This is a genomic window from Chromobacterium sp. HL1 (assembly GCF_057418835.1).
In genome coordinates, this window is sequence record NZ_CP162399.1 from 4,769,310 (window position 1) to 4,782,517 (window position 13,208).

Genomic DNA, 13,208 nt, shown 5'->3' on the forward strand with positions numbered 1-13,208 from the left:
CTTTATCCCGCCGCGCGCCTGTGCCGCCGGCCGCGCGCATGCGTCTCCGCCATCCTGTCACCCAGACCCCGCCGGCCGACGTCGCCGGCGAAAATGGACCGGCCCGCCCCTTGCCGCCCGGGCGCGCCTTCTTTCAGCATCAACTCCACTATCGGCATTTGCAAGGTATTCCATTAGCCCGTCGGTCAGGCAAGCGGCTTCGCATGACGTGCGAATTCACCGTCAAACTCGCGCAAAGCCTGCTAGATAACGCAGCGCGCCGCCGCTTGTCACGCGGCTGTAAATATTGCCGCCGCGTCCGCTGTGGCGCGCTCCCCACGTTCGGCCGCTCCGCGGCCCGCTTTTAGCGCGTCGGCATGGACCGGTGCGTGGCTCTGGCTTTAATGTCTATAAATAAGGGCAAGACGCCGGGCTTCGCCTCCGCTCGCGCGCGGCCGCGGCAGACCGCCATAGAACAAGCTTCGCAAGGTATTGGGGAAAGAAGAATGGAACAGCAGAAATGGGGCCACCTGAGCACCCGCATCATTCTGGTGGCCGCCGCCGCCATCGCCGTCGGCTTCGCCGTCATGATCGGCCTGATCGCCTGGCAGAGCTATCGCTCGGCGGTGGACCAGGGCTACAAGCTGGCCTCGGAACAGGCCAGCAGCTACGCCAAGGACGCGGAAAGCGACTTCGCCCGCAACTTCACCCTGCCGCGCCATCTGGCCGACGCGGTGCAGGGCATACAGCGCGTCGCGCACCCGGACCGCAAGCACACCGACAACACCATCCAGCAGATGCTGGACAACGCGCCGCAATCCGTGGGCCTGTGGATGCTGTGGGAGCCCAACGCCTTCGACGGCAACGACAACGGCTTCCGCATGGACTGGCCGCGCCACGACCCCACCGGCCGCTACCAGCCCTATGTCACCAAGAACGACAAGGGCAAGGCGCAGATGGACGTGATGATGTCGGCGGACCGGGTCAAGGAATTCCCCAAGTTCAAGGAGCATCCGGAAAGCTATCAGCCGGACTACGAAAAACCGGGCTGGGGCGATTTCTACTACGTGCCCAAGCAACGCGGCCGCGACACCATCACCGAGCCCTACCCCTACGAGGTGCAGAACCGCAAGATCCTGGAAAGCTCGCTGGCCGTGGTGATCAAGGACGCCGCCGGCAAGATGCTGGGCGTGTCCGCCACCGACATCGCGCTGGACGATCTGCAAAAAAAATTCGGCCAGATCCGGCTGTATGAAACCGGCTACGTCAGCATGCTGTCCGAAGGCGGCCTCTACGTGGTGAACCCGGAAGCCGGCCTGCTGGGCAAACCCGCGCCCAAGGACAGCCCGCTGACGCCCTATCTGGCCAAGATCAAGCAAGGCGAGGACTTCGTCTACGAGGCCGGCGGCTTCACCCACTTCTTCCACCCGGTCAAAGTGGCCAATACCGGCCAGTTCTGGACGCTGGGCGTCAGCATTCCCACCGCCGCCATCACCGCCGACGCGCGCAGGCAAAGCCTGACCGCGGTGCTGATCGGCGCGGTGGCGCTGGCGCTGATCCTGCTGGTGCTGGCCGGCGTGGTGCGCGCGCTGACCCGGCCGCTGAACCATCTGGCCGCCACCATGGAACAGCTGGCGTCCGGCAAGGGTGATCTGACCATACGCATCCCGATCCGCAACCGCGACGAAATCGGCCGCACCGCCGACGCCTTCAACCGCTTCATCGCCAGCCTGCGCGACATGTTCGTGGAAGTGCGCGAACAAAGCCTGGCGGTCACCGCGGCGGCGGTGTCCCTGCAGGAGTCCGCGCGCCAAGTGGAAAGCGCCTCCGCCTCGCAATCGGACGCCGCCAGCGCCACCGCCGCCGGCGTGGAGGAAGTCACCGTCAGCGTGCAGCACATCGCCAACACCGCCCAACTGGCGGAGAGCACCGCGCGGGAAACCGGCAGCCTGACCGAGCAGAGCGTCGCCACCGTCAACCAGGTCACCGCCGAAATCCGCCGCATGACCGACAATATGCACGCGCTGGCGGAACGGGTGAACGGCCTGGGCGCGCGTTCGGCCGAGGTCAGCACCATCGTCAACGTGATCAAGGACATCGCGGACCAGACCAATCTCTTGGCGCTGAACGCGGCGATCGAAGCGGCGCGCGCCGGGGAAATGGGCCGCGGCTTCGCCGTGGTGGCGGACGAGGTACGCAATCTGGCCGGCCGCACCGCCGAGGCCACGGTGGAGATCAGCCGCATCGTCAACGCCATCGGCCAGGAAACCCGCGACGCGGTCAGCGATGTGCAAAAGAGCAGCCAGCTGGTGGGTAATAGCGTGGCCATCGCCGAAGACGCCAATCAGGCGATGCAGACCGTGCTGGACCGCAGCCACGGCCTGGTGGGCAGCATCGTCGACATCGCCTCCTCCACCCGCGAGCAATCCGCCGCCAGCCTGGAGATCGCCCAGAACGTGGAGCGCATCAGCAGCATGGCGCAGAGCAATAGCGACGTGGTGCGCCAGGTGGCCGCCTCGGTCGGCCATCTGCGCGAATTGTCGGCGCGGCTGGAGGCGCTGGTGGGCGATTTCCGCACTTGAACCGCCGGACCGCGAAAGGACAACCCTGATGACGGCAATCGACTGGTGGCCGTTTGTCGCCGCCTCGCTGCTGCTGGTGGTGACGCCGGGAGCCGGCACCCTGTCCATCCTCGGCGCGCTGAGCGGCGGCGGGCTGCGCGCGGGTTACGCGGCCCAGGCCGGTTTGCTGGCCGGCGATCTGATCCTGATCGCGCTGGCCGGCGGCGGCGTGGCGGCGCTGCTGGCCGCCCACCCCGGCTGGTTCGAACTGCTGCGCTACGCCGGCGCGCTGTACCTGGCCTGGTTGGGCGCCAAGCTGCTGTTCCGCCGCGACGGCGGTGCCTCGGCCGTGACCGCCACGGATCAACGCAGCCCCGGCGCCTGCTTCCGCCGCTCGCTGTTGATCACCCTGGCCAACCCCAAGGCCATCCTGTTCTTCATGGCCTTCTTCCCGCAATTCCTGGACGCCGGCCGCGCCGGCCCGGCCGGCTTCGCACAGCTGGCCGCGGTGTTCTGCCTGATCAATATGCTCTACCTGGCGCTGCTGGTGTGGCTGGCCGGCCATCTGCGCCGCCGCGCGTTCGCCCCCGGCGGCCGCCTGCTGCTCAAGCGCTTGCTGGGCGTCTGCTTTCTGGGCCTGGGGATCAAATACGCGCTGCGCTGAGTATCTGTTCATAGTCTGCTGCGCGCGCGGAAGTGTCCCTTTTCTGCCATCAATTTCGATAAATGCGACACGGGTCTTACCGCCGATCCGGAATTGGGATTACAATCCCGCAATTTTGTTCGGACCACAGGCAATGAACCACGCAACGACGCTTCCCGCACGACGCACCGCCCGCCACGGCGGCGATCTGGCGTTGGCGCGAGGCCTTGCCGTTCCCGGACCCCGACGCAGTAATAAAACAAGCTCCTGATGCCAGGGGCTTTTTTTTTACCCGCGACTCATAAAGCCAATATTGAAAGGACGCGACCATGGCCAACCCCCTCTACCGCAAACACATCATTTCCATACCGGACTTCAGCCGCGAGGAACTGGAGCTGGTGGTGGCCACGGCAGCCCGCCTGAAACAACAGCCGCGCAACGACCTGCTGAAGGACAAGCTGGTGGGCAGCTGTTTCTTCGAACCGTCCACCCGCACCCGGCTGTCCTTCGAGACCGCGGTGCAACGGCTGGGCGGCAGCGTCATCGGCTTCGCCGACGGCGGCAACACCAGCGCCAAGAAGGGCGAAACCCTGGCGGATTCGATCAAGATCATCGCGTCCTACACCGACGCGGTGGTGATGCGCCATCCCAAGGAAGGTGCGGCGCGGCTGGCCAGCGAATTCTCCGACGTGCCCATCATCAACGGCGGCGACGGCTCCAACCAGCACCCGACCCAGACCCTGCTGGACCTGTTCACCATCCGCGAAACCCAGGGCACGCTGGAAAACCTCACCGTCGCCTTCGTCGGCGACCTCAAATACGGCCGCACCGTGCATTCGTTGACCCAGGCGCTGTCGCTGTTCGGCGCGCGCTTCTACTTCGTGTCGCCGGAGCAGTTGGCGATGCCGGACTACATCTGCGAAGAGCTGGACGAAAAAGGCATTCAGTACACCGTGGTCGGCAGCCTGGACGACGTGATCCCGCAAGTGGACGTGCTGTACATGACCCGGGTGCAGCGCGAGCGCTTCGACGAGGCCGAGTTCAAGAAAATCCAGGGCAAGTTCGTGCTGCGCGCCGACATGCTGCACAGCGCCCGCACCAATATGAAGATTCTGCACCCGCTGCCGCGCGTCGACGAGATCGAAACCAGCGTGGACGCCACGCCGCACGCTTATTACTTCGAACAGGCCAAGAACGGGGTCTACGCGCGCCAGGCGCTGCTGTCGCTGGTGTTGAACGAGACCGTCTGATTCAGGAAAAGGAAACCATCATGCAATACACCCGCACCGTAGAAGCGCTGAAACAAGGCACCGTCATCGACCACATCCCGGCCGGCCAGGGCCTGATCATCCTGCGCCTGTTCAAGCTCAGCGAAACCGGCGAGCGCGTCACCGTGGGCCTGAACCTGTCCAGCCGCCACATGGGCGCCAAGGACATCATCAAGGTGGAGAACATCGCGCTATCGGAGGAGCAGGCCAACGAGCTGGCGCTGTTCGCGCCGCAGGCCACTGTCAACGTGATCGACAATTTCGAAGTGGTGAAGAAACACAAGCTGGCGCTGCCGGACACCATCGAAGGCATCTTCTCCTGCCCCAACTCCAATTGCGTCTCGCACAATGAGCCGGTGACCAGCTTTTTCTACGTCAAACCCCAGGCGCGCGACACAAAAATGAAATGCAAGTATTGCGAAAAGGTGTTCAGTAGGGATATCGTTGCAGAGGTGCGCTAAGTCGTACAAGGGTGAATAGAGAAATATCAAGAAAACACTGCGTTCGACAGTGGTAAAAAGCACGAGCAAGCGCCGCAGTCATCTGCGGCGCTTCTCATTTCAGGCTCAGGACGCCGCCGGGCCCTCGCTGGCGCCGTCGATGAAGCGCTGCAAGAACACCAGGTCCAGCCAGCGGCCGAACTTGAACCCCACCTGCGGCAGCATGCCCACCTGCTGGAAACCCAATTTTTCATGGAAGCGGATAGAGCCCGCGTTGGCGGCGTCCACCGCGCCCACCATGGTGTGTTTGCCCAGCGCCTTGGCGCGCGGGAACAGCGCTTGCACCAAGGCGGTGCCTATGCCCTTGCCGCGCGCGTCGGCGGACAGGTGCACGCTGTGTTCCACGGTGAAGCGGTAGCCCGGCTTGACGCGGAAATCGCCAAAGCTGGAAAAGCCCAGGATCTTGCCGTTTTCCTCGGCCAACAGCACCGGATAACCGGCGGCGGTGCGGTCCTGGAACCAGACGGCGAACTCGCCGGCGGACAGCGGATCGTCGTTGTAGATGGCGGTGGTGGTGGCGATGACCTCGTTGTAGATATCGAGTATCGCCGCCAGGTCTTCCAGCGTGGCGTCGCGGATAATCATGTTCTGTCCCTTGCTGATGTGGCTTGTTGTTTGGATCGCGGGCACGGACGCCGACGCGGATCCTTAGAACCTATTTACGATCTGCTACGCGTCAGCGATACCGCGTTGAAACCAACTTCGAAATGCTCATATACCACCTGTACATTCCGCTTTCTCAGCTGTTTTCGCCTTGTCTCGCCTTAGCTCGCGAGGTCGTAAACACGTTCTTTAGGAATGCAAACAGTGTACCAGCAGCCGGTTCAGCCGGCAGCAGCCGGCTTTTTGCGCGGGCTGCGCTTCTTGCGCACCGGCGTCTCCGGCGTCGGCTCCGCCGCGGGCGGCGTTATCACGGGCGCCGCGAGCACGGATTCCCCGTCCTGTTTGAGCCGGATCTCGCAATGCAGTTTGGAGCCGTTGCGGCTTTCCTGCACCGTCAGGAAGTCCAGCTTTTTCACCATCTGCGACAGCCGGGAATGACCGTAAACCCGCGGGTCGAACGAGGGGTCGTTCTTGGCCAGATAAGTGCCCACCACCGACAGCTCGGCCCAGCCGCTGTCGCGCGACACCGCCTCGATCGCATTGGTGAACATGTCCTGCAGCGGATGGCGCTCCTTCTCCGGCTGCGGTTTGGCGCGGCTGCGCGCGCTGCGCGTCTTGGGTTTGTCGGCCGCGCTCTTGGCCGCCACCGGCTCCGGCCGCAGAATCTCGGTGAACACGAATTTGTCGCAGGCGGCGATGAAGGGCCGCGGCGTCTTGGACTGTTCGCCCAGGCCGATCACCATCAGCCCGGATTCGCGCAGCCGGGTGGCCAGCCGGGTGAAATCGCTGTCGGAGGACACCAGGCAGAAGCCGTCGAAATTGCCGGTGTAGAGCAGGTCCATCGCGTCTATGATCAGCGCGGAGTCGGTGGAATTCTTGCCCTTGGTGTAGGCGAACTGCTGGATCGGCGAAATCGCGTACTGGTGCAGCACTTCCTTCCAGCCCTTCAGCTGGCTGGTGGTCCAGTCGCCGTAGGCGCGCTTGACCACGGCGGTGCCGTATTTGGCCACCTCGGCCAGCAACTCGGCGATCAGCGCCGACTGCGCATTGTCCGCGTCGATCAATACCGCCAGTTTGCGGTTTTCCATGCTTGCTTTCCCTTAGGCAACCGAGCCATGCTAAAACCGGCCGTCGCGGCTGTCAAAACCAGCGGCCGGACGCGGCGGTGAACCGCGGCTACGGCGGCGCGGCGCGCAACGTCTGCTCCACAATGGCGGCAATCCGCCCCTCGCGCTTCATCTGCTCCAAGACGGCGTTCAGCTGCCGGATGAAATCGTCCAGATAGGGAAAACGCTGCTGGCCGTGCTTGGTGAAACCGACATAGGCCTGCTCGCCGTTCAGGCTGGCCGCCGCCACCAGTTCGCCGCGCTGCTCCGGGCTGATTGCGCCGCGCCGCTGCAAGCGCTCCAGCACGTAGAGAATGGACAGCTTGTCGTTCAAATAACAGTCGGTGCGGCCATTGATCAGCTTCAGCAGATTGCCCTGGGTGTCCGGCGCCTCGTCCAGCTGGATGTCGCCACGCTGCACCGCCAGCCAGAACGCCTTGCCGCCGGGACGGAAACCGGCGTTGTTGCCGAAGCGCAAGCCCACAAAGTCCGCCGGCCAGTGCGGACGCGGCGCGCGCATGATCTCCGCCCGGCAATACACCGCCAGCTGCTCCTGCCAGAACGGCGCCGAATATCCCATGTAGTCGCGCTCCGGCCGGTAATACGGCGGCGACAGCGCCGGCGCGCGGCCGGCTTCCAGCTCGGACAGGCCGCGCTTCCACGGCACCGGCCGCAGATCGATGCGATAGTCGCTCAAACGCTGCGAAGCCGCGCGCAGCACCTCGTTGTAAACGCCCTCCGCCCGGCCGTCCTTCTCGTAGGAATACGGCGGATAGCCGTTGTCGACCAAGACCACCACCTGGCGCGGCGGCGCGGCGGCGGCGCCCGCCGCCAGTCCGGCCAGCAACCATAACAACAAGCCCGATCTGATCATTTGAATGACATAATCCGTGTCGATAAACACGTTATAGCCGCTGCGCCGTCCAGGCGTTGGCACGAGTCTTGCAGCGTCGCAGGCATCGTCCACTCCCGCCGCGAGGCCCGCCATGAAACTGTTTTCGCGCCAAACGCCCGCCGCCACCAGCGAGGTGGTGATGTTCAATTATCGCCGGCCGGTGCGCGCGCGCCAGGTGGCGCTGGGCAGCGGCGGCCGCCTGTGGCTGGTCGAGGCGCTGGACCCGACCCACAATGTCTGGGTATGGCAGGAAGAATCCAGCCAAGCGGAGGCCGCGGTGGACACCGCGCGCCGGCTCAGCCTGATGCTGAACTGAATCGGAATGGTGCGCCGCGGCACCAAGCTGGCGCGCGGACAAGCAAAAAGCCGCCCTTGGGCGGCTTGGATCGCGCTACGCGTCTTCGCTTATTTCTTGGCGACGCTCTTGCCGAAGCTTTCCGCGGCGGCGCGCATCTTGGGCAGCAGCACCGGCTCGGCGGCCTTCAGCGTATCGCCGGCGATGGTGTTGATGATCTGCGGCTGCTGCTTCAGCAGCTTCTGACCGGCGGCGGTCTTGTAGAACACGTTGATCTGCTTGAGTTCGTCGGCGCTGAACTGAGCGCTGTAGGCCTTGGCCACGGTCTGTTCGAACTGCTGCTTGGCCGCGCTGGAACCGAAGTAATCGCTGGCCAGCTTGTGCACGTTCTCGCCGTAGGTCTTGAAGCCTTCCTGCGCTTTTTTCTGCTGGGCTTCGCTCAGCTTGATCTTGTTCTTGACGAAGTATTCCTGCAGCAGCGGCATGGCGCTGGCGGTGGTGCGCTGCGCCAGCTCCGGCAGCATATTGTTCAGGTTCAGCGTGGCGGACAACTCTTTGACGGCGGCATCCTGGGCGGCGTCGGCGTGCGCCAGCAGCGGCAAAGTCAGCGCCAGGGCGGCCAGGCCGGCTTTGAGCGGGCGTGATGCGAACATGTGGAATCCTTTGGCTTGAGTTGGAAACAGCTGGCGTCGGCCAGGCCGACGCGGAAACACCGGCAGTGTGACACCGCCGCCGCCGCAGGTCAAAAAAGACCGGGAGCCGTCTCCTAGCGCGCCGCCGCGGGCGCCGGCGGCAGCTGACTCTGCCAACCCTGATAGGCGCCGATATTGGCGCGGGTGATCAGCTGCACCGGCACCATCACCGTGCGTGGCTTGGCTTTGGGATTGTCCAGCAATTGACGGCCCAGCTTCACCGCCTCCACGCCGATGGCGTACGGGGCCTGGCTGGAGGACGCCACGATCTGGCTATCTCCGCGCAGCGCCTTCTCGATGTCCGGCGAACCGTCCACGCCGGCTATCATCACCTCCTTGCGCCCCGCCTCTCTCACCGCCTGCTCCGCCCCCAGCGCCTGGCGGTCGTTGCTGGCGAACACGCCGTTGATCTCCGGGTAGCGCCGCAGATGCCGCTCCATCAGCCGCTTGCCGCCCCAGCTGGACGCCAAACCGCTCTCCTGATGGCTGAGCAGCCGGATCTTGGGGAAAGCGGCCAGACTGCGGCGACAGCCGGCCACCCGGTCCCAGACCGAAGACACCGGCGGACCGCTCTGAATCACCAGCGCGCCGCGGCCGCGCATCCGCTCCGCCAGATAACGGCAAGCCAGCGCGCCGGCCTGGACATTGTCCGATTTGACCGTGCCGTCGGCGCCGGGCGCGTCCACGTCCACCGCCACCACCCGCACCCCGGCCTGATGCGCCAGCCGCACCAGCGGCGCCACCGCCTTGCTGTCCGCGGCCACCAGCAGGATCAGCTCCACCTGCTGGCGCAGCAGCTGCCGCACTTGTTCCTCCTGACGCTCCAGGCTGAAATTGGCGGACAGAGTGGTGACTTGCGCATTGGGATTGACCGCGCGCGCCTCGTTCAGCGCGCCGCGCGCGACGATCTGGTAGAAAGGGTTGTCCAGCGCTCCCACGGAGATGCCGATGCGGCTCAAGGGCGCGGCGTAAACGGCTCCGGCCAGGGACAGCCAGCAACAGGCAAGGAATCGGCTCGATCTCATGGCCACCCAGGATGGTTAGATGCGTGTCACCCCAGTTTAGATCACGCCGACCCCGCTACGAAACCGGACTCGGCGCCGCCGAGCCAGGGCGAGGCAAGGCCTTGCGGCCGAAGCCGCGGATAGGCGAGCCCGCTATCGCCCGCCGCAAGGCGGCAGACAGTCAACCGCTTCTCAAGCCGCCTGGTTCAAGCTGGCCCTCACCCTTTGCGCCAGCAAATCCAGCTGCAGCCAGCCCTCCTCCCACTGCCCGTGGCCGGACTCCACATTGATGTGGCCGGCCTGGCGCAGCCAGGCGATGGGCGCGCGCCAGTAACCGGCCAGCCGCGCCGCGCGCGGGGTCTTGCAGAAGGGATCGTTGCTGCTCGCCACCATTCTGGCGGGAAACGGCAGGGCTTGGCGCGGCGTCGGCGCAAAGCCCATCAGCTCGCGCGGCACGAAGGGCCGCTCCACGTCCGCCGGCGCCACCAGCAAGGCGCCGGCGATCCGCCGCGGATGGCGCTGGGCGTAATGCGCCACCGCCACGCAACCCAGGCTGTGGGCGATGACGATGACCGGCTTGCGCGTCCGATCCAGCGCCTGATCCAAACCCCGCAGCCAGTCGTCCAGCTGCGGCGCGTCCCAATCGCCCACCTCCACCCGCGCGGCGTTCAAGCGGCGTTGCCAATGGCTTTGCCAGTGCCGCGGGCCGGAATTGCGCCAGCCGGGCTGAATGATCAAGTCGAAATCCGCCAGCGAAGGTTCCATCGCTCAGCTCCTCAAAGGGGGAACTCGCACTGTAGAATGACTTTGATATTCTTGGAAATGATATTGAACGAGAAACTTATTCCCGATTCCTCTAAAAGATCACGCCATTACATAGACTTATTTGGAATTTAAAGATAAAAAACAATCACTTCTGGCGCTAAAACATTTCTGATTAGATGCATTCATCGCTTGCCTCCTCAGGACACCGCCATGCCACGTCATACCTTCCGCCACACCCTGCTGTCTCTCGCCCTGTTCGGCGCCGCCGCGCCGCTGCTGGCCGCCGAGCTGCTCAACGTTTCTTACGACCCCACCCGCGAGCTGTATCAGGACGTCAACAAGGCTTTCGCCGAGCAATGGAAGAAACAGGGCGGCGACGTCGCCATCAAGCAATCGCACGGCGGCTCCGGCAAGCAATCGCTGGCCATCCAGCACGGCCTGGAAGCCGATGTGGCCACGCTGGCGCTGGCCTACGACATCGACGTGCTGGCGGACCAGGGCCTGCTGCCCAAGAACTGGCAAAGCCGGCTGCCGGACAATAGCTCGCCCTACACCTCCACCATCGTGTTTCTGGTGCGCAAGGGCAACCCCAAGGGCATCCGCGACTGGGGCGATCTGATCAAGCCCGGCATCCAGGTGATCACGCCCAATCCCAAAACCTCCGGCGGCGCGCGCTGGAATTATCTGGCGGCCTGGGGCTACGCGCTGAAGCAGCCCGGCGGCAACGAGGCCAAGGCCCGCGCCTATGTCGGCGAACTGTACAAGCATGTGCCGGTGCTGGACACCGGCGCGCGCGGCGCGACGCTGACCTTCGCCCAGCGCGGCTTGGGCGACGTGTTGCTGGCCTGGGAAAACGAGGCGGTGCTGGCGGTGAAGGAACTGGGGCCGGACAAATTCGACATCGTCACCCCTTCGCTGTCCATCCTGGCCGAACCGCCGGTGGCGGTGGTGGACAAGGTGGCCGACAAGAAAGGCAATCGCAAGCTGGCCGAAGCCTATCTGAAGTTCCTGTACACCCCGCAGGGACAGACCATCGCCGCGCAGAACTACTACCGGCCGCGCGACGCCAAGATCGCCGCGCAATACGCGGGCCAGTTCCCCAAGGTCAAGCTGTTCACGCTGAAAGACACTTTCGGCGATTGGCGCGGCGCCCAGCACAAACACTTCGCCGACGGCGGCGTGTTTGATCAGCTCATCACCAAGAAATAACCCGCCCCTCAACGCGAACAGCCCGGCAAAGCCGGGCTGTTGTCAATGCGGGAAACGCGGATCAGGCCGCCTGGCTTTCTCTCCAGGTCAGCCACACCCGCATGTCGAACTCCAGCTGGTGGTAGTCCGGCTCCATGTGGCAGCACAGCTGGTAGAAGGCCTTGTTGTGGTCCTTCTCCTTCAGGTGGGCCAGCTCATGCACCACGATCATGCGCAGGAAGGGCAAGGGCGCGTCGCGAAACAGCGCGGCGACGCGGATTTCGTTCTTGGTCTTCAGCTTGCCGCCCTGCACCCGCGACACAAAGGTATTGGTACCCAGCGTGCCCTTGACCGGGTGCTGCTGGCTGTCGTACCTCACCTTGGCCGGCAAGGCGGCGTTCTTCAGATAACGCAGCTTGATCTCGGACACGTACTGATACAGCGCCTTGTCCGTCTGCACATCGTGGCTTTCCGGATACTTGCGCGCCAGCCAGCCGCCCAGCTGGCCGGAATCCAGCAGCGCCTGCACCTGGCCGAGCAAGGCGGCGGGATAATGCTGCAAATAGTTGAGGGTAGACATCGCGCCATTGTAAAACGACTGCGCGATCAGGTGTTGCCGCGGCGCAAACCGGCATTACAGCAAGCAAGACGGATCGTCCCACTGATAACTGAGCGCCAGCGCGCGCCGGCCACCGACGGTGTCCACCTCGCAAGGCGCGGACGCCTCGCCGCCCAGCGCCCGGTAAAAGGCGCAGGCGTCCCGGTTGGCCTGGTAGGCCCACAGGAACAAGGGCCGTCCCGGCGCGACGCGCAAGGCCTCCGCCGCCGCCGCCGCCATCAGCGCGCGGCCGATGCCGCGTCCCTGCTGCCCGGCCTTCACATGCAGATTATCCAGATACACGCCCCGCTCCGGCGCCTCGTCCGGCAATAGGCAAACAAAGCCCACCGGCTCATCCTGCCACAGCGCCAGCCGCACCCACAGCGCGCCCGGCGCGGCGAAGCGCTCCCGCCACATGGCCAGGCGTTCGTCCGCGGCGCGCAAATCCAGGTATTCGTCCGGCAAGATGCCGCGATAATGCTCTTGCCAACTGGCGACATGCAGCGCCGCGATCCGCTCGGCGTCCCGAGCGTCGGCCGCTCGCAACAACAAACCCTGATTCATGTTCGCTCCCCTTGCCGCGGTGGTTCCACACCGGCGGTCCAACTGGCTCTGGCCAAGGCCGCCGGCAATCGAGACAATACCGATACCGCCTACCTTATGCGAGGAAGACTTTCCATGCATGTCGTGATTTTTCGCGCCGCCACGCGGCAACTGGATGCGGAATACTCCGCGGTCGCCCAGCAGATGCGCCGGCTGGCCATGGAGCACTTCGGCTGCCTCGCCTTTGTTTCCGCCTGTGAGGACGGGCAGGAAATCGCCTTGTCCTACTGGCCGGACGCCGACAGCATCCGCGCCTGGAAGGCGCATGCCGACCACGTGCTGGCGCAGCAACTGGGACGGGAGCGCTGGTATCGGCAATACCGGGTGGAGGTGGCCTGTATTGAACGCAGCTATGAATGGACCTTGGACGCGTCAGACTGAGGGCCGCGGCATGGCGCTGTTTCACGTGGAACCGGACCGTGGCGCGACTAGCCGCTTTTTATCCGCGCCCGCGCTTTCTTTAGCCGCTTTTTACGCGCCGGAGCCTAGCATGCAGCCAAGATCCCAC

15 protein-coding genes are annotated in these 13,208 nt (G+C 64.7%); 7 read left to right on the forward strand and 8 right to left on the reverse strand.

What is annotated here, in order from left to right:
- Positions 1–485: 485 nt before the first annotated feature.
- The 4 genes from AB1Z25_RS21860 to pyrI all read left to right on the forward strand — a co-directional run bounded on the left by AB1Z25_RS21860 (position 486) and on the right by pyrI (position 4,912).
- Complete coding sequence (locus tag AB1Z25_RS21860; RefSeq protein ID WP_486636160.1) at positions 486–2,561, forward strand: methyl-accepting chemotaxis protein; 2,076 nt, start codon at positions 486–488, stop codon at positions 2,559–2,561.
- Positions 2,562–2,589: 28 nt separating this feature from the next.
- Positions 2,590–3,204 (forward strand): LysE family transporter, encoded by a 615-nt coding sequence (locus tag AB1Z25_RS21865; RefSeq protein ID WP_486636161.1) that lies wholly within the window; start codon positions 2,590–2,592, stop codon positions 3,202–3,204.
- A 308-nt stretch (positions 3,205–3,512) separates the two neighbouring features.
- Positions 3,513–4,433, forward strand: a complete 921-nt coding sequence (pyrB, locus tag AB1Z25_RS21870) for an aspartate carbamoyltransferase (RefSeq protein ID WP_107801269.1) — start codon at positions 3,513–3,515, stop codon at positions 4,431–4,433.
- A 20-nt stretch (positions 4,434–4,453) separates the two neighbouring features.
- A complete protein-coding gene (gene pyrI / locus AB1Z25_RS21875) occupies positions 4,454–4,912 on the forward strand; it encodes an aspartate carbamoyltransferase regulatory subunit (RefSeq protein WP_107801270.1) in 459 nt (152 codons plus the stop codon).
- Positions 4,913–5,017: 105 nt separating this feature from the next.
- Here the strand turns inward: pyrI and AB1Z25_RS21880 are convergent, their stop codons facing one another.
- The 3 genes from AB1Z25_RS21880 to AB1Z25_RS21890 all read right to left on the reverse strand — a co-directional run bounded on the left by AB1Z25_RS21880 (position 5,018) and on the right by AB1Z25_RS21890 (position 7,519).
- Complete coding sequence (locus AB1Z25_RS21880; RefSeq protein ID WP_107801271.1) at positions 5,018–5,536, reverse strand: GNAT family N-acetyltransferase; 519 nt, start codon at positions 5,534–5,536, stop codon at positions 5,018–5,020.
- 239 nt (positions 5,537–5,775) lie between these two features.
- Positions 5,776–6,642 carry an NYN domain-containing protein gene (locus AB1Z25_RS21885; RefSeq protein WP_486636162.1) on the reverse strand — a complete coding sequence of 289 codons (867 nt, stop codon included), beginning with the start codon at positions 6,640–6,642 and terminating at the stop codon, positions 5,776–5,778.
- A gap of 88 nt (positions 6,643–6,730) precedes the next feature.
- Positions 6,731–7,519 (reverse strand): substrate-binding periplasmic protein, encoded by a 789-nt coding sequence (locus AB1Z25_RS21890; protein ID WP_227105821.1) that lies wholly within the window; start codon positions 7,517–7,519, stop codon positions 6,731–6,733.
- A gap of 127 nt (positions 7,520–7,646) precedes the next feature.
- Here AB1Z25_RS21890 and AB1Z25_RS21895 point away from each other — a divergent pair, with 127 nt between their 5' ends.
- A complete protein-coding gene (locus AB1Z25_RS21895; protein WP_486636163.1) occupies positions 7,647–7,871 on the forward strand; it encodes a hypothetical protein in 225 nt (74 codons plus the stop codon).
- A gap of 89 nt (positions 7,872–7,960) precedes the next feature.
- Here the strand turns inward: AB1Z25_RS21895 and AB1Z25_RS21900 are convergent, their stop codons facing one another.
- The 3 genes from AB1Z25_RS21900 to AB1Z25_RS21910 all read right to left on the reverse strand — a co-directional run bounded on the left by AB1Z25_RS21900 (position 7,961) and on the right by AB1Z25_RS21910 (position 10,311).
- Positions 7,961–8,503, reverse strand: a complete 543-nt coding sequence (locus AB1Z25_RS21900) for a DUF2059 domain-containing protein (RefSeq protein WP_107801275.1) — start codon at positions 8,501–8,503, stop codon at positions 7,961–7,963.
- A 113-nt stretch (positions 8,504–8,616) separates the two neighbouring features.
- The gene (locus AB1Z25_RS21905) at positions 8,617–9,567 is read right to left on the reverse strand and encodes a substrate-binding domain-containing protein (protein ID WP_107801276.1); all 951 of its coding nucleotides are present in this window, start codon (positions 9,565–9,567) and stop codon (positions 8,617–8,619) included.
- A 171-nt stretch (positions 9,568–9,738) separates the two neighbouring features.
- The gene (locus tag AB1Z25_RS21910; protein WP_107801277.1) at positions 9,739–10,311 is read right to left on the reverse strand and encodes an RBBP9/YdeN family alpha/beta hydrolase; all 573 of its coding nucleotides are present in this window, start codon (positions 10,309–10,311) and stop codon (positions 9,739–9,741) included.
- 210 nt (positions 10,312–10,521) lie between these two features.
- Between AB1Z25_RS21910 and AB1Z25_RS21915 the strand changes: the two genes are divergently transcribed.
- Positions 10,522–11,520 carry a sulfate ABC transporter substrate-binding protein gene (locus tag AB1Z25_RS21915; RefSeq protein ID WP_486636164.1) on the forward strand — a complete coding sequence of 333 codons (999 nt, stop codon included), beginning with the start codon at positions 10,522–10,524 and terminating at the stop codon, positions 11,518–11,520.
- A gap of 61 nt (positions 11,521–11,581) precedes the next feature.
- Here AB1Z25_RS21915 and AB1Z25_RS21920 read toward each other — a convergent pair whose 3' ends face one another.
- Both AB1Z25_RS21920 and AB1Z25_RS21925 read right to left on the reverse strand, forming a co-directional pair.
- The gene (locus AB1Z25_RS21920) at positions 11,582–12,079 is read right to left on the reverse strand and encodes a M48 metallopeptidase family protein (RefSeq protein ID WP_486636165.1); all 498 of its coding nucleotides are present in this window, start codon (positions 12,077–12,079) and stop codon (positions 11,582–11,584) included.
- A 54-nt stretch (positions 12,080–12,133) separates the two neighbouring features.
- Entirely contained in the window at positions 12,134–12,661 is a 528-nt protein-coding gene (locus tag AB1Z25_RS21925) for a GNAT family N-acetyltransferase (protein WP_486636166.1), read from the reverse strand.
- 114 nt (positions 12,662–12,775) lie between these two features.
- On the opposite strand from AB1Z25_RS21925, the gene AB1Z25_RS21930 reads away from it, so the two are divergent.
- A complete protein-coding gene (locus AB1Z25_RS21930) occupies positions 12,776–13,081 on the forward strand; it encodes an antibiotic biosynthesis monooxygenase family protein (RefSeq protein ID WP_227105831.1) in 306 nt (101 codons plus the stop codon).
- Positions 13,082–13,208: the final 127 nt, after the last annotated feature.

Coding starts and splice junctions, on each gene's coding strand:
- AB1Z25_RS21920 (WP_486636165.1), bottom strand. CDS start 12,079: ATGTCTACCCTCAACTATTTGCAGCATTATCCCGCCGCCTTGCTCGGC.
- AB1Z25_RS21900 (WP_107801275.1), bottom strand. CDS start 8,503: ATGTTCGCATCACGCCCGCTCAAAGCCGGCCTGGCCGCCCTGGCGCTG.
- AB1Z25_RS21885 (WP_486636162.1), bottom strand. CDS start 6,642: ATGGAAAACCGCAAACTGGCGGTATTGATCGACGCGGACAATGCGCAG.
- AB1Z25_RS21910 (WP_107801277.1), bottom strand. CDS start 10,311: ATGGAACCTTCGCTGGCGGATTTCGACTTGATCATTCAGCCCGGCTGG.
- AB1Z25_RS21925 (WP_486636166.1), bottom strand. CDS start 12,661: ATGAATCAGGGTTTGTTGTTGCGAGCGGCCGACGCTCGGGACGCCGAG.
- AB1Z25_RS21905 (WP_107801276.1), bottom strand. CDS start 9,567: ATGAGATCGAGCCGATTCCTTGCCTGTTGCTGGCTGTCCCTGGCCGGA.
- AB1Z25_RS21915 (WP_486636164.1), top strand. CDS start 10,522: ATGCCACGTCATACCTTCCGCCACACCCTGCTGTCTCTCGCCCTGTTC.
- pyrI (WP_107801270.1), top strand. CDS start 4,454: ATGCAATACACCCGCACCGTAGAAGCGCTGAAACAAGGCACCGTCATC.
- AB1Z25_RS21860 (WP_486636160.1), top strand. CDS start 486: ATGGAACAGCAGAAATGGGGCCACCTGAGCACCCGCATCATTCTGGTG.
- AB1Z25_RS21880 (WP_107801271.1), bottom strand. CDS start 5,536: ATGATTATCCGCGACGCCACGCTGGAAGACCTGGCGGCGATACTCGAT.
- AB1Z25_RS21930 (WP_227105831.1), top strand. CDS start 12,776: ATGCATGTCGTGATTTTTCGCGCCGCCACGCGGCAACTGGATGCGGAA.
- pyrB (WP_107801269.1), top strand. CDS start 3,513: ATGGCCAACCCCCTCTACCGCAAACACATCATTTCCATACCGGACTTC.
- AB1Z25_RS21865 (WP_486636161.1), top strand. CDS start 2,590: ATGACGGCAATCGACTGGTGGCCGTTTGTCGCCGCCTCGCTGCTGCTG.
- AB1Z25_RS21895 (WP_486636163.1), top strand. CDS start 7,647: ATGAAACTGTTTTCGCGCCAAACGCCCGCCGCCACCAGCGAGGTGGTG.